The organism is Marinobacter psychrophilus, assembly GCF_001043175.1.
Taxonomy (GTDB): Bacteria; Pseudomonadota; Gammaproteobacteria; order Pseudomonadales; family Oleiphilaceae; genus Marinobacter; species Marinobacter psychrophilus.
This window is the reverse complement of sequence record NZ_CP011494.1, coordinates 923812-949417: the sequence shown is the minus strand read 5'-3', so window position 1 is coordinate 949417 and position 25606 is coordinate 923812. Positions and strand designations below refer to the sequence as shown.

The 25606-nt window shown below is 55.1% G+C and carries 26 protein-coding genes; 8 read left to right on the top strand and 18 right to left on the bottom strand.

The window, feature by feature from the left end:
* Positions 1 to 93 precede the first annotated feature (93 nt).
* Both ABA45_RS04270 and ABA45_RS04265 read left to right on the top strand, forming a co-directional pair.
* Positions 94 to 1356 carry a 6-phosphofructokinase gene (locus ABA45_RS04270; protein WP_048384454.1) on the top strand — a complete coding sequence of 421 codons (1263 nt, stop codon included), beginning with the start codon at positions 94 to 96 and terminating at the stop codon, positions 1354 to 1356.
* Between the two features lie 161 nt (positions 1357 to 1517).
* The gene (locus ABA45_RS04265) at positions 1518 to 2744 is read left to right on the top strand and encodes an EAL and HDOD domain-containing protein (protein ID WP_048384453.1); all 1227 of its coding nucleotides are present in this window, start codon (positions 1518 to 1520) and stop codon (positions 2742 to 2744) included.
* A gap of 6 nt (positions 2745 to 2750) precedes the next feature.
* Here the strand turns inward: ABA45_RS04265 and ABA45_RS04260 are convergent, their stop codons facing one another.
* Entirely contained in the window at positions 2751 to 3002 is a 252-nt protein-coding gene (locus ABA45_RS04260; RefSeq protein WP_048384452.1) for a GrxA family glutaredoxin, read from the bottom strand.
* A 202-nt stretch (positions 3003 to 3204) separates the two neighbouring features.
* Between ABA45_RS04260 and ABA45_RS04255 the strand changes: the two genes are divergently transcribed.
* Complete coding sequence (locus tag ABA45_RS04255; protein WP_048384451.1) at positions 3205 to 3672, top strand: YqaA family protein; 468 nt, start codon at positions 3205 to 3207, stop codon at positions 3670 to 3672.
* On the opposite strand, the gene ABA45_RS04250 is transcribed toward ABA45_RS04255, so the two are convergent.
* From ABA45_RS04250 to ABA45_RS04200, 11 genes are all read right to left on the bottom strand, one after another.
* Positions 3621 to 5057, bottom strand: a complete 1437-nt coding sequence (locus tag ABA45_RS04250; RefSeq protein ID WP_048384450.1) for an ABC1 kinase family protein — start codon at positions 5055 to 5057, stop codon at positions 3621 to 3623. The two genes, ABA45_RS04255 and ABA45_RS04250, sit on opposite strands and share 52 nt — an antisense overlap.
* A 153-nt stretch (positions 5058 to 5210) precedes the next feature.
* The gene (lipB, locus tag ABA45_RS04245) at positions 5211 to 5864 is read right to left on the bottom strand and encodes a lipoyl(octanoyl) transferase LipB (protein WP_084708271.1); all 654 of its coding nucleotides are present in this window, start codon (positions 5862 to 5864) and stop codon (positions 5211 to 5213) included.
* A gap of 2 nt (positions 5865 to 5866) precedes the next feature.
* Positions 5867 to 6136 (bottom strand): HP0495 family protein, encoded by a 270-nt coding sequence (locus tag ABA45_RS04240; protein WP_048384449.1) that lies wholly within the window; start codon positions 6134 to 6136, stop codon positions 5867 to 5869.
* Between the two features lie 27 nt (positions 6137 to 6163).
* Entirely contained in the window at positions 6164 to 7330 is a 1167-nt protein-coding gene (locus tag ABA45_RS04235) for a D-alanyl-D-alanine carboxypeptidase family protein (RefSeq protein ID WP_048388667.1), read from the bottom strand.
* A 106-nt stretch (positions 7331 to 7436) separates the two neighbouring features.
* On the bottom strand, positions 7437 to 8408 hold the full coding sequence (locus ABA45_RS04230; protein ID WP_198147050.1) for a septal ring lytic transglycosylase RlpA family protein: 972 nt from the start codon (positions 8406 to 8408) through the stop codon (positions 7437 to 7439).
* A gap of 112 nt (positions 8409 to 8520) precedes the next feature.
* A complete protein-coding gene (gene rodA, locus ABA45_RS04225) occupies positions 8521 to 9663 on the bottom strand; it encodes a rod shape-determining protein RodA (RefSeq protein WP_048384448.1) in 1143 nt (380 codons plus the stop codon).
* Positions 9663 to 11570: a penicillin-binding protein 2 gene (mrdA, locus tag ABA45_RS04220; RefSeq protein ID WP_048384447.1), complete on the bottom strand. Its 1908-nt coding sequence runs from the start codon at positions 11568 to 11570 to the stop codon at positions 9663 to 9665. The genes rodA and mrdA overlap by 1 nt, the downstream gene beginning before the upstream one ends.
* A 21-nt stretch (positions 11571 to 11591) precedes the next feature.
* Positions 11592 to 12062, bottom strand: coding sequence for a 23S rRNA (pseudouridine(1915)-N(3))-methyltransferase RlmH (gene rlmH, locus ABA45_RS04215; protein ID WP_048384446.1), 471 nt, complete (start codon positions 12060 to 12062; stop codon positions 11592 to 11594).
* 2 nt (positions 12063 to 12064) lie between these two features.
* Positions 12065 to 12421 (bottom strand): ribosome silencing factor, encoded by a 357-nt coding sequence (gene rsfS / locus ABA45_RS04210; protein WP_048384445.1) that lies wholly within the window; start codon positions 12419 to 12421, stop codon positions 12065 to 12067.
* 69 nt (positions 12422 to 12490) lie between these two features.
* Complete coding sequence (nadD, locus tag ABA45_RS04205) at positions 12491 to 13141, bottom strand: nicotinate-nucleotide adenylyltransferase (protein ID WP_048384444.1); 651 nt, start codon at positions 13139 to 13141, stop codon at positions 12491 to 12493.
* 3 nt (positions 13142 to 13144) lie between these two features.
* On the bottom strand, positions 13145 to 14401 hold the full coding sequence (locus ABA45_RS04200; protein ID WP_048384443.1) for a glutamate-5-semialdehyde dehydrogenase: 1257 nt from the start codon (positions 14399 to 14401) through the stop codon (positions 13145 to 13147).
* 136 nt (positions 14402 to 14537) lie between these two features.
* Between ABA45_RS04200 and ABA45_RS04195 the strand changes: the two genes are divergently transcribed.
* The 3 genes from ABA45_RS04195 to ABA45_RS04185 are packed head-to-tail and all read left to right on the top strand — an operon-like array spanning position 14538 to position 17967.
* Positions 14538 to 15524, top strand: a complete 987-nt coding sequence (locus ABA45_RS04195) for a GGDEF domain-containing protein (protein WP_048384442.1) — start codon at positions 14538 to 14540, stop codon at positions 15522 to 15524.
* Positions 15521 to 16516, top strand: a complete 996-nt coding sequence (locus ABA45_RS04190; RefSeq protein ID WP_048384441.1) for a GGDEF domain-containing protein — start codon at positions 15521 to 15523, stop codon at positions 16514 to 16516. Before ABA45_RS04195 ends, ABA45_RS04190 begins: the two co-directional genes overlap by 4 nt.
* Positions 16516 to 17967, top strand: coding sequence for a bifunctional DedA family/phosphatase PAP2 family protein (locus tag ABA45_RS04185; RefSeq protein WP_048384440.1), 1452 nt, complete (start codon positions 16516 to 16518; stop codon positions 17965 to 17967). The genes ABA45_RS04190 and ABA45_RS04185 overlap by 1 nt, the downstream gene beginning before the upstream one ends.
* Positions 17968 to 17973: 6 nt before the next feature.
* Here ABA45_RS04185 and ABA45_RS04180 read toward each other — a convergent pair whose 3' ends face one another.
* Complete coding sequence (locus ABA45_RS04180) at positions 17974 to 19227, bottom strand: HDOD domain-containing protein (protein ID WP_048384439.1); 1254 nt, start codon at positions 19225 to 19227, stop codon at positions 17974 to 17976.
* A gap of 167 nt (positions 19228 to 19394) precedes the next feature.
* Positions 19395 to 20531, bottom strand: coding sequence for an AI-2E family transporter (locus tag ABA45_RS04175; RefSeq protein WP_048384438.1), 1137 nt, complete (start codon positions 20529 to 20531; stop codon positions 19395 to 19397).
* Positions 20532 to 20647: 116 nt separating this feature from the next.
* Between ABA45_RS04175 and ABA45_RS04170 the strand changes: the two genes are divergently transcribed.
* Positions 20648 to 20992 (top strand): hypothetical protein, encoded by a 345-nt coding sequence (locus tag ABA45_RS04170; RefSeq protein ID WP_048388663.1) that lies wholly within the window; start codon positions 20648 to 20650, stop codon positions 20990 to 20992.
* A 142-nt stretch (positions 20993 to 21134) separates the two neighbouring features.
* The gene (locus ABA45_RS04165; RefSeq protein WP_053076120.1) at positions 21135 to 22649 is read left to right on the top strand and encodes a DEAD/DEAH box helicase; all 1515 of its coding nucleotides are present in this window, start codon (positions 21135 to 21137) and stop codon (positions 22647 to 22649) included.
* Here the strand turns inward: ABA45_RS04165 and ABA45_RS04160 are convergent.
* Genes ABA45_RS04160 through ABA45_RS04145 form a run of 4 tightly spaced genes read right to left on the bottom strand, consistent with a single transcriptional unit; the run spans position 22628 to position 25602 of the window.
* Positions 22628 to 23143, bottom strand: a complete 516-nt coding sequence (locus ABA45_RS04160; protein ID WP_048384437.1) for a dihydrofolate reductase — start codon at positions 23141 to 23143, stop codon at positions 22628 to 22630. The genes ABA45_RS04165 and ABA45_RS04160 overlap by 22 nt on opposite strands.
* 39 nt (positions 23144 to 23182) lie before the next feature.
* Positions 23183 to 24022: a thymidylate synthase gene (locus ABA45_RS04155; protein WP_048384436.1), complete on the bottom strand. Its 840-nt coding sequence runs from the start codon at positions 24020 to 24022 to the stop codon at positions 23183 to 23185.
* The gene (gene lgt / locus ABA45_RS04150) at positions 24019 to 24807 is read right to left on the bottom strand and encodes a prolipoprotein diacylglyceryl transferase (protein WP_048384435.1); all 789 of its coding nucleotides are present in this window, start codon (positions 24805 to 24807) and stop codon (positions 24019 to 24021) included. The genes ABA45_RS04155 and lgt overlap by 4 nt, the downstream gene beginning before the upstream one ends.
* A 9-nt stretch (positions 24808 to 24816) precedes the next feature.
* A complete protein-coding gene (locus ABA45_RS04145; RefSeq protein WP_227506190.1) occupies positions 24817 to 25602 on the bottom strand; it encodes a sulfite exporter TauE/SafE family protein in 786 nt (261 codons plus the stop codon).
* Between the last annotated feature and the right edge of the window lie 4 nt (positions 25603 to 25606).

The following is a 25606-nucleotide window of genomic DNA, read 5'->3' as shown; positions in this document are numbered from 1 at the left end:
GCTGACCGTCTCGGTTTTACCGGTCATGAAAATTGCCGGTAATTGGCGTATCATGCGCGCCATCGTCAAATCAGTGAGAGGCTTACCTGCCAGATGGCCATTAAAAACGCATTCTATGCACAATCCGGTGGTGTTACCGCCGTTATAAACGCCAGCGCCTGTGGCGTTATTCAGACCGCCCGCCGGCACCCGGATAAAATCGGCAAGGTGTATGCCGGGCGCAACGGTATTCTCGGTGCGTTGAAAGAAGAACTGATTGATACCAGTCTGGAGTCCGATGGTGCCATTGCCGCACTGATGCATACTCCTGGCGGTGCGTTTGGATCGTGTCGCCACAAGCTTAAAAATATCTCCGAAAACCGCCGCGAATACGAGCGTTTGATTGAAGTATTCCGCGCCCACGACATTGGTTATTTCTTCTATAACGGCGGCGGCGACTCGCAAGATACCGCTTACAAAGTATCGCAGATCAGCGAAAAAATGGGCTATCCGATTATTTGCATCGGTATACCCAAAACCGTTGATAACGATCTACCCTTCACCGATTGTTGCCCGGGCTTTGGCTCGGTTGCCAAATACATTGCCATCTCCACGATGGAAGCGAGCCTTGACATCAAATCCATGTGCGAGACCTCCACCAAGGTTTTCATTCTGGAAGTGATGGGTCGCCACGCTGGCTGGATTGCTGCCTCAGGCGGGCTTGCCGGTCAGGGCGAAGGTGAGCCGCCACATATTATTTTGTTCCCGGAAATTCCGTTTGATCGCGAGGCTTTTCTGGCCCGGGTGGACTTTTGCGTGAAGGAATACGGTTATTGCGTGATTGTTGCGTCTGAAGGCGCCCAATATGAAGACGGCCGCTTTCTGGCTGAAGCCGGGGCCAGAGACGCTTTTGGCCACACCCAACTAGGCGGCGTTGCGCCAGCGCTGGCAAATCTGATGAAGCAGGCTCTGGGCTATAAGTACCACTGGGCCGTCGCTGATTACCTGCAGCGAAGTGCGCGTCATATCGCCTCGGCCACCGACGTAGAACAGGCCTACACCGTGGGCAAGGCAGCGGTTGAAATGGCGATTGCCGGCAAGCAGGCACTAATGCCCATCATCATTCGCGAGCAGGCCAAGCCCTATCGCTGGAGAGTTGGCGAGGCACCGCTGAGCGAAGTGGCTAATCAGGAAAAGAAAATGCCGATTCACTACATCACCGATGACGGCTTCGGCATTACCCAAGACTGCCGCGACTACCTAAGCCCGCTGATTCAGGGCGAAAGTTTTCCACCTTTTGAAAACGGCTTGCCAAAAGTAGCCAAATTGATAAACCAATTGGTGGAAAAACGCCTTAAAACCGCATTCGAGCTCTAAAACAACTCCTCCACACTCAATACGGCAGCCCTAGAGGCTGCCGTATTGCCAGCTTCGCAGACAAATAAAATATCCGGTGTTTGAGCCGCGGCAGCTCTATTGTATGCTGCAGTCTCGTCTGGCTTTTGACGCCAGTGTAATTCTCTGGGTACTAATGATTCATGACGAACCCCCAAAAACCCAACACCGGCTCTTATTGCATTGCTCTGCAGCCAATTTGCGATGCCAATATGGTCCATGTGGCCGACGAGCTACTCTACCGAGCCACCGCAGGCGCGAGTTTCGCTGTCATAGAAGATGGCCTTATCGCCACTGCACGGGCCTGCAATGCAGCCTTTTACGAAACCGGTGTAGAGTCACTTTGCGGCCGTAGAAAGCTGTTTTTCAACGCCCCCCGTGAGTGGCTGCTGAACCCGGCATTACTGCCGCCCAGCCCGGAGCAGGTGGTTATCGAGGTACTGGAATGCGTAGAGGGTGACGAAGAAATCCTTGCAGCGTTGAAGCACATAAAATCTCAGGGCTACACCGTAGCATTGGATGACTTTGTACTGACCGACGCAACCCGACCGCTTCTGGATCTGGCCGACATTGTCAAGCTGGACGTGTTGGAGCAGCCTCCCACCAGAAAGCAGGTAGAACACTACCTAACTCGCGGCATCACCTTGTTGGCCGAAAAGGTGGAAACCAAAAAAGAGTTCGATCAAGCTCGGGCCATGGGATTTACACTTTTTCAGGGTTACTTTTACGCCCACCCGGAAACTCGTCAATCCACCGCCTTTAAGCGCGGGCGCAATCAGTCGGCGCAACTTCGCCTTCTGGGCGAATTACAAAAACCTGAAGCAAACTACAACGAACTGGAACGGTTACTGGTGCAGGAACCTCAGCTAGCGGTCCAAATGCTGCGCACAGTCAATTCTGCAAGCTACAATTTGCCCCACGAAATAATTAGCATGCGCCAGGCCATAGTGTTGCTTGGACTGAATCGCCTTCGTAGCCTGGTCACCATGCTGGTACTGGCTAATGACGACCCGTGCAACATGTTGTTATTGCCACAAACGCTTACCCGCGCAGCCATGTGCTCGCGGCTGGCTGCACGAGACTGCGAGGAAAACAAAGAACCCGCCTTTATGATGGGCTTGCTATCGATGGTTGATGTGCTGCTCGGCCAAAAGCTCGAACTATTGTGTGACCAACTCCCTCTCGCACCAAATATCAAGCGAGCGCTACTTGCTCACGAAGGCCCGCTTGGCAAGACCCTTCATTTAGTCAAAGCTTTTGAAAAGGGTCGCCTGAAAAATGCCAGTGACAAAGCAATTACCACACTCAACCACTTTTTTTTGGAAAGCCGCAGTTGGGCCAATAAGGTTCTGGATGGCATGGACAATTAGAAGCGATTAATGCTCGGCTATTTCTTGCTGACGGACAAAAGTAGCAAATTCATCATATCCGCCAATGTGCCGCTCACCCACGAAGATCTGCGGCACGGTATTTACGGGCTTGCCGATTTTCTGTGCAATATCCGCTTTAGTAATATCTTCCTCAATCATGTCTACCCATTTAAACTCGAAGTCACGAGCTTCGCACAGACGAATGGCTCTTACGCAGAACCCGCAACTGGTACGACCAAAAATTGTGACTTTTTCCATAACTTGCTCCCGTTATTAATGCTGGCCTGTTAGCTTGGTGGCTATTGGCTTGATCGATATTTTTTCCATTGACTTGAATATCATCGCATGGCTGCCGGAGAATGAAAATTGACTGTTTGAATAGCCGCGATAGCCTAGCATTCCCATTGGCCACTATGACGAAAGCCAAAAGTGATCCAATAAATCCTTAAACGGAGAACCCGTGGTATACCTGACCCTTTTCGTCACCGCTTTTGCCGCTGCTACGCTGCTACCGGCGTATTCAGAAATCCTGCTGGGCACCCTGCTGGCCAAGGGCTATGGGCCATTCTGGTTGTGGTTTGCGGCCACAACCGGAAATACACTGGGGTCTGTGGTGAACGGAATTATCGGACGCCAGGTAGATCGATTCAAGCACAAGCGCTGGTTTCCGATGACTGAAGTGCAGCTGCACAATGCCCGCAACCGCTTTAACCGCTTTGGCCAATGGTCGTTACTGATGGGATGGTTACCGATTGGCGGCGACGCCCTTACCCTGGTAGGCGGTATTATGCGCGTGCCTTGGCTGAACTTTGTGATTTTGGTTGGCATCGGCAAGGGCCTGCGCTATGCCATTGTGCTGTGGTTGGTACTCAGAGCCTACGGCCCCGAAACCGAGGCGCTGGTGTCGGGTTTCGTGTTTTCAGGGTAAAGATAACGCTTTAGCATTGGCTCACCGTTGAACTCCGCCTGCAAAACGGCAATAAACGTGTAAACCCCGATCAACTTGCGGTTTAGAAACACGAACTCTTTTGGTGGCACGCGAAAGTAGCGATTAATAGCAGAACGAGCGGCCTGCCGTGCTACCCGTGAAGGCAAGTCGCTTTGTTTCCAGCGATACTGGCCGGCGCTGTTCACAGCCACGGGTGGCCATTCGCTGGGGTCGCCAATTAAAGGTTCCAACACTGACATACAAACCCGGCCAAAGGTCTCCAGCACCTCAGTGGGCCAGTCACGGCTCATAAACCGGAGTTGCACCCCTCCATCGATCACAGCAGCCAGATCGTTTTCATAGGAGGCACGAATCATTTGGATAACCGGCCGAAGAAAGTCATCGTTGTAGCGCTGCACCGCGCCAAAATCCAGCAGCACGATACGATCGTGCTCTGCTTCTGCGCCCGACTCTCCGGCCAGGCGAATGCGATAGTTGCCAAAGTTCGGGTCGGTCTGAATTTCGCCCCAATCAAACAGCTCGCGAAAGAACAGCTCCAGCGCGGCCTTACCCAGCTCACTGCGGCGCTCCAACGACATGCCGGCAACTGTGGGAGAGTTAACAGAGTGCCCGCGCTCATAAGTGGAGGCAATCACTTGGGCACTGGAGTATTCCGGCAGTACCCGCGGCACAATGAAACGCGGATCGTCTAGCAGCATTTGACGAAAACGCTCGGTGGTGCGGGCTTCCAGGCGGTAATCCACCTCGCGGTGCATCATTACCCGCACTTCTTCCAGCCAGTCGTCGAACTCAGGGCCAAAATTGACCAAGCGGGCCATTTTTAGCAGCTTGGCAACGGCGTTTAGATCGCTGTCGACCGCATCGCCCACACCGGGGTACTGCACTTTCAGCACCAGTTCAAGGCCGTCATTCAAGCGCCGGGCTCGGTGAACCTGGCCCAGTGAAGCGGCGCCAATTGGCTGACGCTCAATGTCCAGCTGCGCCAAACGCTCACTTCCTAATTCCGATTGCAACACGCGCTCGATGGCCGGCCACGCCAAAGCCGTGGTCTGGTCTTCCAGAGTATGCAGCGCTTCGGTAACTTCATCGGGTAGAAAATGTTCGCCGTACAAAGCCATCACCTGGCCAATCTTGACCACGCTGCCTTTTAGTTGGCCAAGTTCCCCTACCAGAAAGCGGGCCTGGGTAGACAACATAGCTTTGTGACGTTGTTCGCGGCGCTCCTTACCACCCAGCCAATTGGTCGCCATGTGGGAAGCCATGCGGGTGCCCGCAAACAGGCCAGCACGGGTAAGGCTAAGCCTGCGTTCGAAGCTGCCGGTTTTTATGCGTGAGACAGAGTTGTCTGATCCCTTTTTTGCCATAAATACTCTCCAACTCTAAATGCTCTCCAGCCCTAAATCTTTCCAGCTTAAATACTCTCTCACTTAGATATTCGCTCACTCAAGTGCTCTCTACGGTAAATATCTACTGATTCAAATGTTTTTAGCCTGCCACTGTCTCATCTCGGCGCAAATTTACCAGCCCTTCTGCCAGCTTACCGAGCCCCCGCTTGCCAAGCTATGACCCAAGGCGGCAACCAGTTGTTCGGCAAGCTGCTGCTCTGTCTGTGCAAATGTGGCGTGCTGCGCAAAGTCCTGAACCTGGCACATAGCCATACCGGCATAGCCGCAAGGGTTGATTCGCGCGAAGGGCTCCATATCCATGGCAACATTCAGCGCCAGGCCGTGGAATGAGCAACCGCGTCGTACACGCAAACCCAGCGACGCGATTTTCGCGTCATTCACGTAAACCCCCGGCGCATCGGCTCGCGGCGCGGCACTGATACCCAAAGGTGCAAGAGTGTTTACGATGGACTGTTCAATATGGCTGACCAGCGCGCGAATACCCAGAGCACTGCGCGTTAAATCAATCAGCAGATAAATAACCAGTTGGCCGGGGCCGTGGTATGTCACTTGGCCACCTCGGTCTACCTGAACCACCGGTATATCACCCGGCGCCAGAATATGCTCGGCCTTACCGGCCTGGCCTTGGGTATAAACCGCCGGGTGCTGGAGACACCAGAGTTCGTCAGCGCTGTTTTTGTCGCGGCTGGCGGTAAATGCCTGCATAGCGTGCCAGGTTTCCAGGTAGGGCTGCTCGCCCAAAGAGCGCACAATCAGATGGCTCACGGTCACAGCACCATGTGCACGCGACCGCTGGCTTTAAGCTCGTTAAACAGCGCTTGCAGTTGCGGCTCTCCGGTTGCAACCATGGTCAGTCGCACCGAACAGAAACGGCCGTTACGGCTGTCGTTTACAGTCACGGTATTAACATCTAGCCTCGGTGCATGGCGCTCAACCACTGCTAGTACAAAATCCCTGAAATCCGGAGCTGCATTACCAATCACTTTGATCGCGTAATCGCAGGGAAATTCTATTTTTGGTGCTTTTTCGTCACTCATCTTACTGTCCGGCTATGGCGTTATGACTTACGGGAGCAACTGCACAAAAAACAGCTTTACCGCGTCCCAGATACGCTTAAAAAAACCGCCGTCAGGCACATCCACCAGCGCCAGCACGGGCTGGTCTACCAGCACCTCGCCCTGATACGAAACCCTGATGCGGCCCAATTCATCACCAGCGCTGACCGGCGATTTAACCACGGAGTCAAGGTCTATAACAGACTCCAGCTGATTGCGGGCACCGCGGGAAATGGTGACATGAACATCTTCAAGCACTCCAACCGGCAAGGTGTTGGCAGCACCACCCCAAACCGGTGACTCAATCAGCTCTTGGCCGGCGCTGAACAGGCGCTCGCTCTGATAGTAACGGAAGCCATAGTTCAGCATTTTCTGCACTTCTTGTGAACGCGACTCCGCACTGCGAGCGCCCATTACCACCGCTATAAAACGGGTGTCATCGCGTTTTGCCGAAGCCACCAGGCAATATCCCGCTTCTTCGGTATGGCCGGTTTTCAGCCCGTCTACGCTGTTGTCACGCCACAGCAAGCTGTTGCGATTTGGCTGGCGAATGTTGTTGAAAGTGAACTGCTTTTCGGCGTAAATTGGATAAGTCTCGGGGTAATCGTTGATGGTGGCCTGGGCCAAAAGAGCTAAGTCTTGAGCGGTTGAATAGTGGTTGGGTGACGGCAATCCGGTGGCGTTCTCGAAATTGGTATTGGTCATGCCCAAGAGTTCAGCCTGCTGGTTCATGATGTCGACAAACGCGCCCTCGCTGCCGGCAACAAATTCCGCCAGGGCCACCGAGGCGTCGTTACCGGACTGGATCACTACCCCACGTAACAAATCTTCTACCGTTACACTGGTGCCTTCACGCACAAAGGTGCGGGAACCTCCGGTTTGCCAAGCAGTAACGCTGATGGGCACCATGTCGTCCATGGCAATACGGCCCTCATCCAGTTCGCGCTCAACAATGTACGCGGTCATCATTTTAGTCAGGCTGGCGGGCGGCAGGCGCTCACTGCTGTTGTTTTCCATAATGACGTGCCCACTTTTGGGCTCCATCAACACGTAGGAACTGCCGGCAATCTGCGGCGGCGCCGGTATCAGTACGGTCTGGGCCAAAGCGTTGCCGGCAATGACCAGCAGTAGTGTGTACACAAACAAAGCGGAACGGAACAGAGATATGAAAGCCATGGTTTTTTTCATTTATTGGTCAGTGTATGGATAGGGTTTACCGGCGACTCTTCAGCGTGGCTCTTCTGCCTGGATCAGCCAGCGCAAATCTGTCAGCGAGAGCCCGTCAACGAGAGTCCGTCAGCAAAATTGTTTCATAGAAACCGTAGGTCTGCAGCAACTGTTGGGCTTGCAGGGCGCTCTGTTCATTGTTGAAGGGGCCAGCCTGAACGCGGTGAAAACGCCCGCTACCGGTGTCGGCCACTTTAACCCGCATGGGTGTCTGCACCTGGTTTTGAACTTTTCGGATCAGATTTTCGGCCGCAACGTTGCTGGAAAATGACGCCAACTGCACGAATACACCCTGTGCGGCAGGCGCAATCCCTGTTGAGCTATGCGGATGTTCTGGCGCGGACAGCTTCGCCGCAACAGACTCGCGCTTGGGTTCTGGCTTGGGTACTGAATAACCCGTCGGCTTTTGCGCAGCTACTACTTGTGCCCCAGCGGCTCCACCAAACGGCTTATTGGCCACAAACATGGAGCCGTCCGGGCTCACTGTTATCGCCGCTACCTTTACCTGCGCAACACCCTGGCCCTGGTAACCCAGTCGTTTGGCTGCAGCGTAGGACAAATCAATCATCCGGTCGCCATGAAAGGGGCCGCGGTCATTTACCCGCACAATCACCGAGCGGCCGTTGGCAAGGTTGGTCACCCGCGCGTAACTGGGAATGCGCAGCGATTTGTGGGCGGCGGTCATCTGGTACATATCGAACACTTCGCCATTAGAGGTTTTGTGGCCGTGAAACTTCTCACCGTACCAGCTTGCCATGCCCTCAGCCACGTAACCGTTGTTATCATCCATCACGCTGTATTTTTTACCCCACACGATGTAAGGCGATTTGTTGCCCGCCCGCCGCGGCTCTTCAAAGCGCGGTTGCGCATCTTTTAGCCCCGAGGCGTCAAAGTTGCCGTCAGGCGCTCGATCCTGACGGATCGTATAACGGCCGGAATGGTCTTTTTCCGGGGGCGCAGAAGCACAGCCGACCAGCATGGCCAGAGCCCCCGCCAACACGACCCACAGGGCAGACTTGATGATCACAATGGGATATCCCCCATAATTGGCAACCGCAAATGCGGGCAGACCCCCATTCTAACGGCTGCGGCTGGTACTACACCATTACCGAGCAGCCATGGTTGCGCTCTGGAACTGCTCACGAACAGATCATGCGTCGGTGGGTGTGAATCGACATCAACACCCCGAAGGCAGCCATAAGGGTAACCCCGGAGGTACCGCCGTAACTGACCAGAGGCAGCGGCACGCCCACAACAGGCAACATACCGCTGACCATACCAATATTGACAAAAATATAGATGAAAAACGTCATGGTCAATGCACCTGCCAGCAAGCGACTAAAAGAATCCTGGGCAGAAACTGCGATGTGAAGGCAGCGCAAAATAATCAGAAAATACACGGTTAGCAAAACCAGCATGCCGACAAAACCAAATTCTTCAGCCAACACCGCCACAATGAAGTCAGTGTGACTTTCGGGCAGAAATTCTAAATGCGACTGGGTGCCGTGCAGCCAACCCTTGCCATCGTAGCCACCGGAACCGATAGCGGTTTTAGACTGAATAATATTCCAGCCTGCCCCCAGCGGATCGCTTTGCGGGTCCAGCATGGTCAGCACCCGCTGTTTTTGGTAATCGCGCATGCCATACATCCACATCACCGGCGCGGACACCGATACCAACGCAAAAAATGTTGCAATGAGCTTCCAGCTGATACCGGCAAAAAACACCACGAAGATACCCGCCATGCCAACCAGTAGGGAGGTGCCCAAATCAGGCTGTTTGACGATCATCGCCATAGGCACCAACACAATGGCCATACCCACCGCCAGATGACGCAAACGTGGCGGCAGATAGTGACGCGACAGATACCAGGCGGCCATCATTGGCACCACCAGCTTCATGTATTCCGAAGGCTGGAACCTCGGCAAGCCGGGCACCGCCAGCCAGCGCTGAGCGCCCTTGGCACCAACTCCCACCAGCAGCACGGCCAAAAGCGCCACTAGGCCGAGGGTGTAAAACAACGGCGCCCAACGGCGAAACACGGCGGGGTCAAGCTGGGCCAGCACGACCATTACAACGAAGGCAATTCCCAGACGAATACCCTGAGCCTTGACAACATCTATATTGCGGTCGGCACCGCTGTAAAGCACAAAAAGGCCGCCACCCATCAGTATCAACAGCAACACCAGAAGAATAGGGTCCAGATGCACCGTAGCCCAGAAACCGCGGGGGTTTCCCAAGGAGCTACTGTCAGTGCCGTGTAATATATCCCGATTGACCATCAGCGAGGGCTCTCAACATTGGCTATGTCTGCGGCGGCGCTACCCTCTCTATCGCCCCCGCCTTCGCCGAATTCCAACAGCCAGGCGTCAAACAGGGCGCGCGCCACCGGCGCAGCGGTACTGCTGCCGCCACCGCCGTTTTCAACAATCACCGACACAGCAATCTGCGGGTTATCTACCGGCGCAAAACCAACAAACATCGCGTGATCACGCAGCCGCTCTTTCACTTCCTCTTCATTGTACTCTTCATCTTCAGCTAAGGAAAAAACCTGGGCCGTTCCGGTTTTACCGGCCATTCGGTAGCTGGCGTTTGCGCCAGAGGCACGGGCGGTTCCGCGCGCACCGTGCATTACATCGGCCATGGCCTCCACTACAAACTCCCAGTCGTCCGGATTTTTTAGCGTTAACGGCGCGTGGTTTTGCTCCGGCAAAAAACTCGTGAGATCGTTGTTGCCGTCAACACTTTTTAGCAGTCGCGGCTCTACCCAATAACCACGGTCGGCAATAAGCGCCGTGGCCGTGGCCAGCTGCAGAGGCGTGGCCAACATAAAACCTTGGCCGATACCCAGATTAACCGTGTCACCGGGGTACCAGGGCTCTTGGCGGGCGCCCTGTTTCCATTCCTTCGACGGCAGCAGACCACTCAGCGCCCCCGCCACGTCCAGCGCGGCGTCTTCACCGAATCCAAAGCGAGAAAGATAGTGGTGAATGGTATCAACCCCCATGTCCACCGCGATTTCGTAAAAATACACATCGCAGGATTGGGCCATGGCCAGGTTAAGGTCTACCCACCCATGTCCTGAACGTTTCCAGTCCCGATAACGCCGCCCAGACGAGTTGAACTGGAAATAGCCTGGGTCCCAAATGCGGCGGTTGCGGGTCGTGGCACCGCTATCCAACGCTGCAATCGCCAACATTGGTTTTAGGGTAGAGCCAGGGGGGTACTGCCCACGAAGAGCGCGGTTGAACAAAGGTTTGTCGCGGCTTTCACTCAGTTCGCGATAGTCTTCTACGCTGATGCCTGTCACAAACTGGTTGGCATCAAACCCCGGCACACTGGCCAGCGCCAGAATGCCGCCTGTTGCCGGTTCAATCGCCACAATGGCTCCGCGGCGACCGTCAAGCAGTTTGTAGGCCAGCTTCTGTAAGCGCAAATCCAGATGCAGCTGAATATTTTCACCAGGCACCGGATTTTGGCGCTCCAACACCCTGAGGGTGCGGCCACGAGCGTTGGTTTCAACATGCTGATAGCCAACCTTGCCGTGCAGCATCTGCTCGTAGAAACGTTCAACTCCAGATTTTCCGATGTAATTGGTACCGGCGTAATTAACCGGATCAATACGCTGCAACTCACTTTGATTAATGCGCCCCACGAAGCCCAAGGCATGGGCGGTAAATTCGCTGTGGGGGTAGTAGCGCACCAACTCGGCCTGCACTTCGACGCCCGGTAATTCATGGCGCAGCACCGCTAGCCGGGCGATTTCGTCTTCATTAAGATCATAACGCAGAGGCAATTCCTGAAACGGACGGCGGCGCTCTTCCAAGCGGCGCTGAAAGCGTTCAAGGTCTTCATTGGAAATGGACAGGATGGTTTGCAGGCGCGCTAGGGTAGCGCTCATATCAGTAATGCGTTCGGGCACCAGAGTCACGCTGAACACCGGGCGATTTTCCGCCAACAGCACACGATTGCGATCGTATACCAAACCCCGTGGCGGTGGCACTGACTGCACCTGAACCCGATTTTTGTCTGACAGCGTGGTGTAGATCTCGTGTTCTACTACTTGCAACTGGTACAGGCGCGCAATCAACGCTCCCGTTAGCAACATCACAAAAATTAGCATGACCAGAGTGCGGCGCTGGAACAAACGGCGTTCAGCGGCTATGTTCTTGAATTCACCCCAAGGCATGAAGCACTCCCATCGTGCACCTTACGCCCTGTGGTAAGGATGATTGCGGGTAATGGACCAGGCTCGATACAGCTGCTCCGCTAACACAATGCGTACCAGCGGGTGAGGCAGCGTCAGCGACGACAAAGACCATTGTTGGCCGGCGCGCTGGCGACAGGCTTCCGCAAGCCCATCTGGCCCGCCCACCAAGAAATTGACGTCGCGACCGTCCTGCTGCCAGTTTTCAAGTTGCGCAGCCAGCCTTTCCGTCGACCAGGATCGCCCGCCCACTTCCAGCGCCACCACCCGGTCTTTCGGTTGGGTAGCGGCAAGAATGGCATCGCTTTCGCGCTGCATGAGTCTGGGGATGTCCGGATTTTTACCCCGGTGTGCCATGGCGATTTCAACCAACTCCAGGGATAGCTCCGGCGGCATGCGGCGAGCGTAGTCCAGATAACCGGCGCTGACCCAGTCGGGCATTTTTTGCCCCACGCAGATCAGACGTAAACGCATGGTTATTCGCCGCCCGCGAGACCAAAGTCAGGTGCAGGAGCGTCACGCCAAAATCGTTCCAAATCGTAAAACTCGCGGGCCGCCGGCATCATTACATGCACTACAACGTCACCCAAATCCACCAGTATCCAGTCGCTACCGCCTGCGCCTTCTATATGATCAACCCGAACACCCTGCTCTTTCGCGTCAACGACGACCGAATTGGCCAACGCTTTCAGGTGTCGGTTGGACGTGCCAGACGCCAAAACCATGAAATCGGTGATACCGGTGCGCTCGCGCACATCAATGACACTTAAATCCTGGGCTTTGACATCTTCCAGCGCGTTTATTACCAGATCTTTCAGTTGTTCGGCCTGCATAATTACCCTGTTGCCCGGGCTCTGGCCAGAATGGCCGCCCGAAAAGTCGCTATTAGTCCGATTATAGCACTAAAGTTCCACCGCAGGGCAGGCACCATAGAGCCCTTGCCGGTGAATTTCTGCCAGCGCTTGCCAAGGCAGCAGGTAGCGCACGGAATGACCCTCTGCCAGACGCTGACGAATGGCGGTCGCGGAAATATCCAGCAAGGGCGGCGCAAACATTACAATTCGGCCACAAGCCGAACTTTTAAGCTCACTGCCGTGCTCGACATAATGTTTCAACAGCAAAGCGGCGGGCACACCCTGTGGGTCTAACGTCGGCCCGGGGCGGCTGACTACCACCACATGCGCCAATCCCAGAATTTCCTGCCACTGGCGCCAGCGATCAAAGCCGGCAAACGCATCGGTACCCACCGCCATCACCAGTGGGCAATCCGGGCCCAATTCGGCGCGCAGTTGGCGCAGGGTGTCGGCGGTAAAAGATTTGCCGCCGCGGTCCAACTCGCGCGAGTCAATCGCCAACGCCGGTTCGTCCGCAATCGCCAGTTGCAAAAGCCGGAGTCGCTGATCAGCGGTTGCACCTGTCGCGCCGCGATGCGGCGGAGTATAGCTGGGCACCAGATGCACCTGAGCCACTCCCAGATAGTCCTTGAGCTCAAGGCCCAGTCGCAGGTGGCCGTGGTGCACCGGATCAAAGGTTCCACCATAAATTACGTGCATGCGCTAAACCCGGATATGACCGTCACCGAACACCACGTACTTTTGCGACGTCAGGCCCTCCAGCCCCACTGGCCCACGGGCGTGAATTTTGTCAGTGGAAATTCCAATTTCCGCGCCCAGACCGTATTCGAAACCATCGGCAAAGCGAGTGGAGGCATTCACCATTACCGAGCTGGAATCCACTTCGGTAAGAAAGCGCCGGGCGCGGGTGTAATTTTCGGTGATAATGCTGTCAGTATGCCGAGAGCTGAACTGACTGATATGAGCAATAGCGCCGTCCAGACCATCAACTATCTTTATTGCAAGAATCGGGGCTAGGTATTCTGCTTCCCAGTCGGCTTCTGTCGCCGGCGTCATTTCGCTGACAATTTCCCGACTGCGCTCGCAGCCGCGCAGTTCTACCCCTTTTTCTACGAACGCAGCGTTCAGCAGTGGCAGCATATCGGCGGCGATTTCCTCATCCACCAGTAAAGTTTCCATGGTATTACAGGTGCCGTAACGTTGAGTTTTGGCGTTCACGGCCACCGCCAGCGCTTTTTCAGGATCGGCGTGACTGTCAATATAAACGTGACATACGCCATCAAGGTGCTTGATCACCGGAACCCGGGCGTCGCGGCTAACCCGTTCAATCAAGCCTTTGCCACCGCGCGGTACAATAACATCAACGTACTGCGGCATAGTGATCAACTCACCCACTGCGGCGCGATCGGTGGTGGCAATAACCTGAACAGCCGTTTCCGGCAGACCGGCTTGAGCCAATCCACTGGTAATACAGCGCGCAATCGCCTGATTGGAGTGAATGGATTCAGATCCGCCGCGCAATATTGCGGCGTTACCAGACTTCAGACAAAGGCTGGCTGCCTCAACCGTCACGTTCGGGCGTGACTCATAAATAATCCCGACAACACCCAGCGGCACACGCATTTTACCGACCTGAATGCCCGATGGCCTGTAGGCCATGTCGGTTATTGCGCCAATCGGGTCTGCCAGGCCGGCCACCTGCAGCAGCCCTTCAATCATGGCGTCTACTCGCGCCGGCGTCAGTTCCAAGCGGTCCAGCATAGCGCTATCGAGGCCACTGGCCTTGGCCGCAGAAAGATCCTGTTGATTGGCCTCTGCCAGTTCGTCGCGGGCGGCATCCAGAGCCTGAGCCATCGCCAGCAGCGCCTGATTACGAACCGCTGTGGTTGATCGGGCAACGTGTTTCGATGCTGCACGAGCCTGGGCACCCACTTCCTTCATATATGCTGCAATGTCCATCCGCTTGTTACCTTTGAATCCTGATATCGCAAGAGCCATAACTTTACCTGTCTGCATTCAAGTACGCACCCCAAACAACGAGTATACTCGAACCTCAAATTCCGAAAACCAGTTGTCATTATAAAGGAACATGAACATGGCCACGATGGCCAACTCTGTGCTGTTAAAACACCTTGCCCACGGCGCCTTCATCGGTTCTGCAGTTATGGCTGCGCTCTGTGTGCTGGCAAGTGAACCACTGTTAGCTGCCTGCGCTGCAACGGTTGGCGGCATTGTGGTGTGCAGCCCGACGTTCCACAAACGCCATGGTGCCGCGCCTTGGCCTGCCCTGCGCGCCGGATTTTTTATCATTCTGATGCTTTTGGTGGCCACTGCCGCCTTTACCGACCGGTGGTTTATGAGTTACTGGCTCTACGGCCTGCCACTGTTGGCCTATGTTGCAGTGCCGCGGCGCGGCGCGTGGGTTGCCATTGTTGCGGTTGTCGCCATCGCCATGTTTACGGTGTACCAAGCCAGCGGCATTGCCCAACGCCACCAGACGATCGGCGCTTTTTTTCTGACCCTGCTCCTCAGCCTAGTACTGGTATTTCTGCTGGAGTTCAAACGCCGCCAACTAATGCCCCTGCGCCGCACCGACGAGCTCACCAACGCCGCCAGCCAGCAACATCTGACCTCCGATTTAAATAAAGAGATTCAACGCAGCGAGCGTGAAGGCACAACCCTGTCAGTCATCATGTTGGCGTTAAAACCCAGCAACGATGCAGAGCCGGCGGGCGCCGATTTGCGTTCAATTCTGCCGCAAATCGGGCGCTATTTGCACAGCCACATCCGCGACTTTGACGCTTATTATCGCGTCGCAGATCTTCAGTTCTTGATCATTCTTCCCGGTATCACCAGCCCCCAGGCCTCGCGGCAGGCTCAGGCTCTGCAGCACGGCGTGCAACAACTGCTAAACAGTCACCAGCTAACAACGACACTCAGCACCGGCACCGCCGGGCTCAACATCGGCGATGACGCCAACAGCCTGCAACACAGCGTTACCGGCGTGTTGCGCAGAGCCCAGCAACACGCGGGTAATAACAGCCAACCCTTCAATGGGCCTAACCAGGAGCCAAGGACATGATCGAAACCCGGCTGCGCACCCGCACCCACGGCATAGCGTACCTGCTAACCGCTCTATTCCTGCTGATGCTGGGCTTGCTAAATCTGCGTTACGGCTTTTATGGGTTGTTTTTTATTGCTCTGGCTATGGCTGTATTGGCCGGATCGGGCCTGGCCTACACCATTATGAACAGGCGTCAGCAATTGATCGCAAAAGGTCATTTTGTTGTGCTATGCACCCTCAATGGCGCCGTACTGGCGACCAGCGCTGCCAGTCAGAGTCAGGTTGCCGGCCACTGGGCAATGCCTTTGCTAGCGCTGAACTTGCTCATTCTGCCGTTGCGCGAAGGCTTGGGCCTGTCGCTGTTATTGCTGGTACTGATGACACTGCTGTTAATGCTGAAAGCCGGAACCACAGAAGCTCTGGCGGCTTTCGGTGGTATGGCCATGCTAATTGGAACCGGCGCGCTGGCAGTTCGGCGCTACAGTACCATGGCGCAATCTGCGAATGACCTGACCATTATCGATCCGTCGACTGGGGCTCACCACGGCCGGTTTCTTGACGAAAACCTGCAACAGGAAATCAGCCGAGCCGAGGCAACCGGACACCCATTGTCGGTGATTGCTCTGGATATAGATCACGCTAATGAAGTGGCGACCCTGCATGGCAACGACACCCTGACTGCCTTGCAGCGGCAAATTATTCAGCAGCTGTTCGAAATCATTCGCGCCGGCGATACTCTTTATACCCTGAGTCAATCGACTCTGTTCCTGATATTGCCATTCACCCCAGAGGAGGGCGCGCGAGTAATCGCCGAGCGCATTCGTCGCACGATCGCCGAACGGCAATGGCTGCCGGTTGAAAGCAGCAGCGTCAGTTTAGGCTGCACCACGCGCCTGCCAGCTGATAGCGAAAGCAACGCTTTAATAAAAAGGGCCCATATCGGCGCCAGTCAGGTCCGTAAAACGGGCGGCAACAGTGTGCGGTTTGTGCCCGGAACCGTAGCTTTATAATGCAGAGCTGGCTGGGTGAGCTGAGCGCTTTAGTGGCTGCAAATCCGGGCTGGTTAAGCGCCGCGCTGTTTGCAACTGCCCTAGTGGAGTCGCTGGCGATTGCCGGTCTACTGGTACCCGGCGTGGCCATTCTGTTTGCGTTAACTGCCTTGGCCGGACAGACCGGTATGGCACTGGGCGAGGCCCTCTTCTGGGTGTTTTTTGGCGCCATTGTCGGCGATACCCTGAGCTTTGCCCTCGGGCGCCTGCTAACCGGAAGGCTTAATAACGTTTGGCCCATGAGCCGTTACCCGGCCATCGTGACCCGCGGAGAGGCCTTTTTTTACCGGCACGGCGCCTTTAGTATTGTGGCAGGGCGCTTTATTGGCCCGATCAGGCCCATCATTCCCCTGGTTGCGGGTGCGCTTTGGATGCCTTGGCACCGCTTTTTCGTCTTCAATATCAGCTCGGCTATTGCATGGGCACCCGTTTACGTATTGCCGGGGTTTCTCGTAGGCAGCGCGCTTACGTCAGAGTTACGGCCACCGCCCCACGTCTATGCCGTTAGCTTGGTAAGCGTGGGGGTTCTGTTGCTGGTGTATTTGGTGTTATTTCGCGCACACCTGGGCCTAACGGGCCACGGCCGGGTATACCAGTATCTGGAGCAGCTTATGCAAAATTACCGTGCTAGCCATCGATTCTGGCACCTGTACAGCAAGCAACGCCCTACTAACCAGGGCGAGTTTCCGCTGGCATCTCTTATGCTGGGTCTGGGCAGCGCCAGTCTGTTTGTGTTGTGGGGCCAGCTTACGGTATTTACCGATATTCTGCGGCCTTTTGATCAAGCAGTTCTAGAATGGTTCGCGGCTTGGCGCCAACCGCTGCTAGATATACCCGCTATTGCGATTACCTCGTTAAGCGACCCGGCAATTTTACTGATAGCCACCGCGCTGGCCTGTCTCGCCTTGGCGTTTCGTGGTTTTTACGCCGGCGCACTGCACTGCCTGGCCGCCGGCGTGCTGACCACTGTTCTAGTGTGGGCTCTGAAAAATGGTTTTGCTGCAGCACGACCGGAAATAGTGTTTGCACCGCCCCAATCCGCTTCATTTCCCAGCGGCCATACCGCCGGCATTACGGTGCTGGTAACCCTTGCGGCTAGTTTTATTGCAGCCGAAGCCGGCGCTCGTAAACGCTGGCAGATATATACGCTGGCATCGCTGCCACTGCTTCCGGTGGCGCTAAGTCGGCTTTATTTGGGTGTGCACTGGTTTAGCGATATTGTGGGCGGTTTGCTGCTGGGACTGGCAGTCACTGGTTTAGTACGCGCAAGCTACAGTCGTTATGACCGCATCGCACTCTATCCAGACAGCACAACCGCGGCGGCTTTCACGGCTTGGTTAGTATTTTGCGGAGGCTATCTTTATTTGCGTTGGCCCCAGGCGCTGGCCGACTACGCGCCGGCCGTCAGCTGAATGAGCCTAACGAATTGCCAGCAGCTGTTTTATTTCATCCACACGACTGCGGGCGCGGGTTAACAAGTCCAGGCTGCGCGACGCATTCAGCTCAAGCCCGCCCAGACGGCTGTAAGCAGGCAACTGATCAAAACGTGGCAACCCCTCGCTCTCGCCAGAACCAATCATGGCGTGCATTTTCGCCACGATCACTATGTCTACCAACTGTGGTTGCGGCTGATCGCTGTTATAATTCCAGTCTTGAGCATGGCGGATCGCTTCTAAAAACGGTGCAGGAAACGCCCAGTTTTCCAGCACCCCGGTACCCGTATCTGCGCGCAGCTCTGCTATAACTGTCAATAAGCGATCGTCGTCGTTAAACAAATGAGGATAATGCTCAGCGTGCACTAATATTGGCACCACCCCAATGTCGTGCAGCAACCCGGCTAACATGGCCTCTTCCGGGTTGATATTGGTAGCCTCATCAGCCAGCACCCAGCACAGCGCTGCCATTTCGCGAGAGTGCTGCCATAAACGCTCCATGTGTTTCTGCAGCAACGGCTGACGACTCTTAAACACGTCACGCATGGCAAATACGGTCACCAATTGGCGGGTTGTCTTCAGACCCAGACGTACCACTGTCTCACGTACATTGCGGACATCGGTAAAGCCGCGATAAAGAGGACTGTTGCAAGCTCGCACCAGCTTCGCAGACATTGCCGGATCTGCCGATATAGCCATAGCGACCTGATCTACCCCAGCATCCTCCCGGTCTACCAGACGCCGCACTTTCCACGCTACATCCGGCACACTGGGCAGCCGAACCTTATTCGAACGCAGCTCAGAATAGAACTCCATCAACAGTTGCTGCTGCTCGCTGCTAACTTGATCGCCATCACTGGCTTGCATCTCCTCCTGTTCCATCGGTGCCCGTCCCAGCATTTGCGCCAAGACATCTTGGGCAATCACCAAAAACTCACTGGGCTTTACCGCTCTTACATCATACATTCGCGGCTGCAGGCGGGCGATGGGGTTCTGCGCACGCTCGCTGCCGGCCGTAATGCGGACTTGACGGCCGTCTTCGGACGTTAGCTCTACTTCGCCGGCCAACAGAAAAAACTCTTGGCCGTCACAAGCACCGCGTTGCATGACGCCCTTGCCCGCTTTAAACACACAGCGTTCGGCACGGCTGGCCAGCAGCACAAGCTCATCATCGGTTAGCTTGTTCAAAGGCTGGAAAGCTTTTAGCTGGCGAAGTGACAGGCTTTCCTGACCTTTCATTAAGGTATTCCTTATGGCACGTGATTTATAAGTAAAGGCTATATTAACGCAAAGTATCGTCAGCGGTGCGCAAAACAACCATGCACAAACGGTTGAACCCGATATTCATTAGCCGCAAAAATCGCCTGTTTCAGCCCGCCCTGAAAGCTTAAACGGTGCTCCAGCGGCTAGCGGAGTTCGGTCCTATCCTTTTCTTCGGGCGTATCGGCCTTACCTGGATCTTTAGCCTGGTTGCCGCGTAACCACGCTTGGGTAATCGGCGACTCGCGGCTGAACTCGCGAATAAAAATACCCCAAAAAGCGTTAAACAGCGCCGCCACCAGAGGGCCCATAACAAAGCCGTTGATGCCAAACATAGCAAGGCCGCCGAGGGTAGACAGCAACACAATGTAATCTGGCAGCTTGGTGTCGCGCCCAACCATAATTGGGCGCAGTACGTTGTCGGCAAGACCAATCACCACAACACCGAAAGCAGTCAATATAAGCGCCTGAACTACATCGCCTACCGCGGCCAAGTAAATAGCGGCCGGCACCCATACCAGTGCCGCACCCACCGCAGGTAACAACGACACAATGGCCATCACCACCCCCCAAAGAATCGCGCCCTCAATACCAAGAACCCAAAAAATCAAGCCGCCCATGGCACCCTGAATAACAGCAATCAGCAGATTTCCTTTTACCGTCGCCCGGGTAACTTCGGCAAACTTGGCAAACAGCAGGCGCTCACGTTCGTCTCCCAGCGGCAAGGCGCGGATCAAAAGCTCTACCAGGCTTACGCCATCACGCAGCAAAAAGAACGCCAGATATACCATCAACGCCAGACCAAGAAAAAACTGGAAAGTATTCTGGCCCAGATCTAACGCCTGCTTTCCAAGAAACTGGCTACCGCTAACCACCAGATTGACAGCGCGATCGCGCAGTTCAGCGAAACTAATGTCAAACTGCGCCAGAAAAGACTGAATAGCCGGAAACGATTGATTTACCTGATCGATATATTCGCCCGGGCGCACGTCGCCGCTTTGGATTTTCTGGTACAGGCCGACGCCCTCTGCTACCAGGGATGCCACCAACAGCAACACGGGGATAACCACAATCACCATGCACAGAAATAAGGTCATCAAAGCATTGGTATTGGGCCTGTCACCAAAGCGTCGGGCCAGTCTCAGCTGAACCGGATGAAAAATCAGGGCAATGGCAATCGCCCAAAATATTGGTCCAAAAAAAGGCTTCATCAATAATATAAAGGCGACTGATACACCGACCAGCATGGCCAAGAAGGCGCGTGTTTCAAGTTTTGCGTGCATAGTAACCCAAACTCTCCTTATTGCGGACCTAAGCCTACCACGGCACCATAGGCACAGGGATAGCTAGCAGTTTGTCGTGATTTATTAAAAAATTGTCATTATTGCGAGCCGAATCAGTGGAAGTAGACACATTTACCGAAGACACAGCGCTCGACGCCGCTGTCGAACTGCAGCGAGTGCTGGCCGCGCGCACACATCGCCGCAAAGTGCTGGGGCAAGAAATTATTGTGCCCGGTCAGCTAGGTGCCGCGCTAAACCTGCCTCGCATCGTTAGCCGACTGCAAAGCAGGCAGGTCCGCCTGCGTACGCAAGGACTGGAGGATTTCCAGCAACTCTGGATTACCTTGTCGCTACCAACACGCGAGAAAGTACTGCGGGCTGTCGGCTGGTATAAACCACAGGAATTGAGCTGGGAGGACAAACGTTCAAATCGTCACCCAGAGCTTGATAAGGGTGCTTAGCGCCCCTTATTTGACATCCGCGGACAACTACCTACGAGCCAGCATTAATTTTTGCATTTTAAAGCAGCAACAAAACCGGTATAATCCGTTCACATCACGCATTGCACGTCAATGCTTTACCTTTCGAATTCCGAGTACATCAATGTCTGAATTGTCTTTTGCCGAACTGGGGCTTGATCCTGCCGTTCTTGAAGCGGTGACCGCCGTTGGCTATGAAACCCCTACACCAATACAGGCGCAAGCTATCCCTGCGCTATTGTCCGGCCGCCATTTACTGGGTGTAGCCCAGACCGGCACCGGTAAAACCGCCGCCTTCGCTTTGCCACTGCTGAGCCGGGTGGACCCAAGCGTCAACGCGCCGCAGATTCTGGTTCTAGCACCTACCCGCGAACTGGCCATTCAGGTAGCAGAGGCATTTTCTACCTATGCCAGCAAGCTCCCTAATTTTCATGTGCTGCCGATTTATGGCGGCCAAGACTTTTTCCCACAGATAAAAGGCTTGCGCCGCGGAGCCCACGTTATTGTTGGCACTCCCGGCCGGATGCTGGACCACCTGCGCAAAGGCACGTTGAAGCTGGATAACCTGAAAGCCTTGGTACTGGACGAAGCCGACGAAATGCTACGCATGGGCTTTATTGACGACGTTGAAGCGATTCTGTCGAAAACCCCGGACAACTGCCAGCGCGCACTGTTCTCGGCCACTATGCCGCCGCAAATCAAGAAGGTTGCTCAGACCTATCTGAAAGATGCGGTTGAAGTGCGTATCGAAAGCGCAAGCCGCACGGTTGACGCTATCTCCCAGTACGTGCTGCCGGTGTACGCTGAGCGCAAGCTTGATGCCCTGACCCGCATTCTGGAAGTGGAACCTTTTGACGCGTCAATTATCTTTGTACGCACTAAGGCCGAAACCATTGTGTTGGCGGAAAAGCTGGCGGCTCGCGGCCACGCTGCAGCACCCTTGAACGGCGATCTGAATCAACGTCAGCGAGAACAAACAGTTGAAGACTTGAAGCGTGGCAAGAAAGACATCGTTGTAGCCACAGACGTTGCTGCCCGTGGTCTGGACGTGCCGCGCATCACACACGTGATCAACTACGACGTACCTTACGACACCGAAGCGTATATTCACCGCATTGGTCGTACTGGCCGTGCCGGTCGTGATGGTAAAGCTATTTTGTTGGTAACGCCCCGGGAGCGTAGCTGGCTGCGCACGCTGGAGCGCGCTACCAATGCGACCATGGAAGCCTATGAGTTGCCCTCGCCGGCGGCGCTGCAAAAAATGCGCGTAGATCAGTTTGAAAGCCAACTGATCGGTTTTGCGGAAGATCGCAAACTCAGCAAAGCAATGGCGATGCTGGACGATATTGCCGAGCGCAACGAGATGGACATCACGATGGTTGCAGGCGCTTTGGCGTGCATGCTGGAAGCCACTCAACCCGGTTCGTTGCCACTGGAGCAGCCGGAAGCTCTGCCAGCGGTATCAACCACGCAACCAAATCGTGACCGCAAAGCCGGTCGCCCTGGCGAGTTCCGCAAAGGCCCGAAGCCAGGTAGCTACAATAAGCGTCCGAGTGGCGGCGCGCCAGGCGGCAAAGGCAAGTTTGCCGGCAAGCCCGCTGGCAAACGCCCGCCGCGTCAGTCTGACGCCAAGCGCTGATACACTACGAAGCTGTAGTTGTAAGGATTATTGTCGGACGCGGAGAAATCTTCGCGTCCGACTTCGTTCCACTCCTCCCAATTTACGTCCGGAAAGTAAGCATCGCCCTCCACGTCTGCGTGCACTAGGGTCATGTAAATACGGTCCACCAGCGGTAGCGCCTCGGCGTAGATTTGCCCGCCGCCAATCACCATGACTTCTTCAATACCATCCAGTTCTGCCTGTGCTTCGGCTTTTTTTAGTGCTGCATGCAGCGTTGTGGCTGCAGTGGTGCCTACTGGTGCCTGCCATTCTTCATTGCGTGAGATAACCACGTTCATGCGTCCTGGCAAGGGACGACCAATGGAGTCCCATGTTTTGCGGCCCATGATAATAGGCTTGCCCATGGTGGCTTGTTTGAAGTATTTCAGGTCACCAGGCAGGTACCATGGCAAGTTGTTGTTACGGCCGATGACGCGATTTTGGGCCATGGCGACAATGAGTGCTTTTTGCATGGTGATTTCCTTTTTTAACACGGAAAGCTAACTCAACTATTAAATTGCAATCGGTGCTTTTATTCCGGGATATGGCTCGTAGCCTTCGAACGCAAAATCGTCCAGATCGTATTCGAAGATGGAGTTAGGCTTTCGCTTGATCACTAACTTTGGCAGCGCCCTTGGTTCACGTTTGAGTTGTTCGAATACGATGTCGTCATTCAGATGATTGCTGTAGAGGTGGCAATCGCCAAAGGTGTGTACGAACTCGCCAACGTCGAGATCGCACTGCTGGGCAATCATGTGAGTGAGCAAGGCATAGGAGGCGATGTTAAAGGGTACGCCCAGAAACAGATCGGCGCTGCGCTGGTAGAGCTGGCAGGAGAGTTTGCCGTCGTTGACGTAGAACTGGAACAGGCAATGACATGGGGCCAGTGCCATACGGCCCTGACGCACATTGTCTTGCGGGCCGATGGATTCGTCGGGCAGTTCGGCCGGATTCCAGGCGGAGACAATCAGGCGGCGGGAATTGGGTTTTTGGCGAATCTGGTCGATCAAGTCGCTGATCTGGTCAATCACTCGGCCGTCTTGACACTGCCAGCTACGCCATTGTTTGCCGTATATGGGGCCCAAATCACCGTTATCCAGAGCCCATTCATTCCAGATGTTGACCTTGCGTTCGGTCAGCCAGTTGTTGTCAGTGGAGCCCTGCAGGAACCACAGCAGCTCCTGAATGATGCTGCGCAAGTGAATCTTTTTTGTGGTGACCAGGGGGAAACCTTGCTGCAGATTGAAGCGAACCTGGCGGCCGAATACCGAGCGGGTGCCTACACCGGTGCGGTCGCCACGGTTGCTGCCGTTATCGACTATATCTTGCATCAGGTCCAGGTAGGCTTTCATACGGCATTTCTCCGGTAGGCTATGGTCATCAGAATCAGGCCAGCTATCACCATGGGTAATGACAGCACTTGCCCCATAGTAAGCCAGTTAAAAGCAAGATAGCCCAGCTGGGCGTCGGGCTCGCGCACAAATTCCACCGCAAAGCGAAACACGCCATAGCAGATCAGGAACAGGCCGGACACGGCCATACGCGGCCTGGGTTTGGCCGAGAACCACCACAATATAATGAAGAACAGCACGCCTTCGAGGGCGAACTGATAAAGCTGGGAGGGGTGTCGAGCCAAGGCGTCTGGCGCTTGCGGAAATACCATGCCCCAGGGCACATCCGTGGGTTTACCCCAGAGCTCGCCGTTGATGAAGTTGCCGATGCGCCCTGCCCCCAGGCCCACAGGCACCAGTGGCGCAACAAAATCGGTCATGCGCCAGAAGCCTACACCTATTTTACGGCCGTACCACCACATGCCCAGCATGACACCCAGCAGGCCGCCGTGGAACGACATGCCGCCTTCCCACACCCGCAGCAGCCACAGAGGATCTGCAAGGAACACATCGAAGTTGTAGAAGATGACGTAGCCAAAGCGACCACCCAGAATAACTCCCAACGCCAGATAGAACAGCAGGTCGCCCACCTGCTCCTCGTTAACCGGCGACCAGGGTTTGCGGCTGCGTAAGCGCCCCAACCACCAGCCGGCAGCAAAGCCGACCAGGTAGGTCAGACCATACCAGTGTATTTTCAGTGGCCCGATAGAAATGGCCACCGGGTCGATTTGCGGGTGTTGCAACATTATTATCCCTTAACTCAGTAGAAAACGGAGGCCAATCAGCACCAGCATAATAGCGAAGATTCGTTTCAATAGGACGGCGTTGAGGCGGTGCGCCAGATTGGCACCCACACGGGCGAATATCACGCTGGTTAGTATGACCCCGAACAACGCCGGCAAATAAATAAAGCCAAGGCTGTGCGGTGGTAGTTCCGGGTCACCCCAGCCAGTCCACAGGTTGCCCAAAGCTCCGGCTAGCGCAATGGGCAGACCGCAGGCTGCTGAGATACCGACGGCATGCTGCATTTTAATGTTACAGCGACTTAGGTAGGGCACAGTTAGTGTACCGCCACCAATGCCAAAGATGGCCGAGACCCAGCCAATCACAGCGCCCGCCACACCCAGCCCTTTATTACCTGGCACCGATCGACCTGGCTTGGGATTGAAACCAAGCAACATTTTTATCGCCATCACGATCACAAATACGGCAATAATCATTTCTAGCGCTGGCCCGCTAAGCAGCGAGGCGGTCCAAGCGCCAATTAAAGCGCCAAATACGATACCTGTGGTCATTGCCCGAAAAATATCCCAACGAATTGCGCCGTGAACATGATGTGAGCGTATCGAACTTAACGACGTAAACACCATGGTGGCCAGCGAGGTCCCGACTGCCATGTGGGCGGCGATATCGGGGCTGAAGCTCTGGGCACCGAAGCTGAAGATCAGTACCGGCACAATAACCAGGCCACCACCAATGCCAAACAGGCCAGCTAAGGTGCCTGCCAGCGCTCCCAAAGCGAGGTACAGCGAAAAAAGCATGACA

Coding starts and splice junctions, on each gene's coding strand:
- ABA45_RS04270 (WP_048384454.1), top strand. CDS start 94: ATGGCCATTAAAAACGCATTCTATGCACAATCCGGTGGTGTTACCGCC.
- ABA45_RS04265 (WP_048384453.1), top strand. CDS start 1,518: ATGACGAACCCCCAAAAACCCAACACCGGCTCTTATTGCATTGCTCTG.
- ABA45_RS04260 (WP_048384452.1), bottom strand. CDS start 3,002: ATGGAAAAAGTCACAATTTTTGGTCGTACCAGTTGCGGGTTCTGCGTA.
- ABA45_RS04250 (WP_048384450.1), bottom strand. CDS start 5,057: ATGGCAAAAAAGGGATCAGACAACTCTGTCTCACGCATAAAAACCGGC.
- ABA45_RS04240 (WP_048384449.1), bottom strand. CDS start 6,136: ATGAGTGACGAAAAAGCACCAAAAATAGAATTTCCCTGCGATTACGCG.
- ABA45_RS04235 (WP_048388667.1), bottom strand. CDS start 7,330: ATGGCTTTCATATCTCTGTTCCGTTCCGCTTTGTTTGTGTACACACTA.
- rodA (WP_048384448.1), bottom strand. CDS start 9,663: ATGGTCAATCGGGATATATTACACGGCACTGACAGTAGCTCCTTGGGA.
- mrdA (WP_048384447.1), bottom strand. CDS start 11,570: ATGCCTTGGGGTGAATTCAAGAACATAGCCGCTGAACGCCGTTTGTTC.
- rlmH (WP_048384446.1), bottom strand. CDS start 12,062: ATGCGTTTACGTCTGATCTGCGTGGGGCAAAAAATGCCCGACTGGGTC.
- rsfS (WP_048384445.1), bottom strand. CDS start 12,421: ATGCAGGCCGAACAACTGAAAGATCTGGTAATAAACGCGCTGGAAGAT.
- nadD (WP_048384444.1), bottom strand. CDS start 13,141: ATGCACGTAATTTATGGTGGAACCTTTGATCCGGTGCACCACGGCCAC.
- ABA45_RS04200 (WP_048384443.1), bottom strand. CDS start 14,401: ATGGACATTGCAGCATATATGAAGGAAGTGGGTGCCCAGGCTCGTGCA.
- ABA45_RS04195 (WP_048384442.1), top strand. CDS start 14,538: ATGGCCACGATGGCCAACTCTGTGCTGTTAAAACACCTTGCCCACGGC.
- ABA45_RS04190 (WP_048384441.1), top strand. CDS start 15,521: ATGATCGAAACCCGGCTGCGCACCCGCACCCACGGCATAGCGTACCTG.
- ABA45_RS04185 (WP_048384440.1), top strand. CDS start 16,516: ATGCAGAGCTGGCTGGGTGAGCTGAGCGCTTTAGTGGCTGCAAATCCG.
- ABA45_RS04180 (WP_048384439.1), bottom strand. CDS start 19,227: ATGAAAGGTCAGGAAAGCCTGTCACTTCGCCAGCTAAAAGCTTTCCAG.
- ABA45_RS04175 (WP_048384438.1), bottom strand. CDS start 20,531: ATGCACGCAAAACTTGAAACACGCGCCTTCTTGGCCATGCTGGTCGGT.
- ABA45_RS04165 (WP_053076120.1), top strand. CDS start 21,135: ATGTCTGAATTGTCTTTTGCCGAACTGGGGCTTGATCCTGCCGTTCTT.
- ABA45_RS04160 (WP_048384437.1), bottom strand. CDS start 23,143: ATGCAAAAAGCACTCATTGTCGCCATGGCCCAAAATCGCGTCATCGGC.
- ABA45_RS04155 (WP_048384436.1), bottom strand. CDS start 24,022: ATGAAAGCCTACCTGGACCTGATGCAAGATATAGTCGATAACGGCAGC.
- lgt (WP_048384435.1), bottom strand. CDS start 24,807: ATGTTGCAACACCCGCAAATCGACCCGGTGGCCATTTCTATCGGGCCA.
- ABA45_RS04145 (WP_227506190.1), bottom strand. CDS start 25,602: ATGCTTTTTTCGCTGTACCTCGCTTTGGGAGCGCTGGCAGGCACCTTA.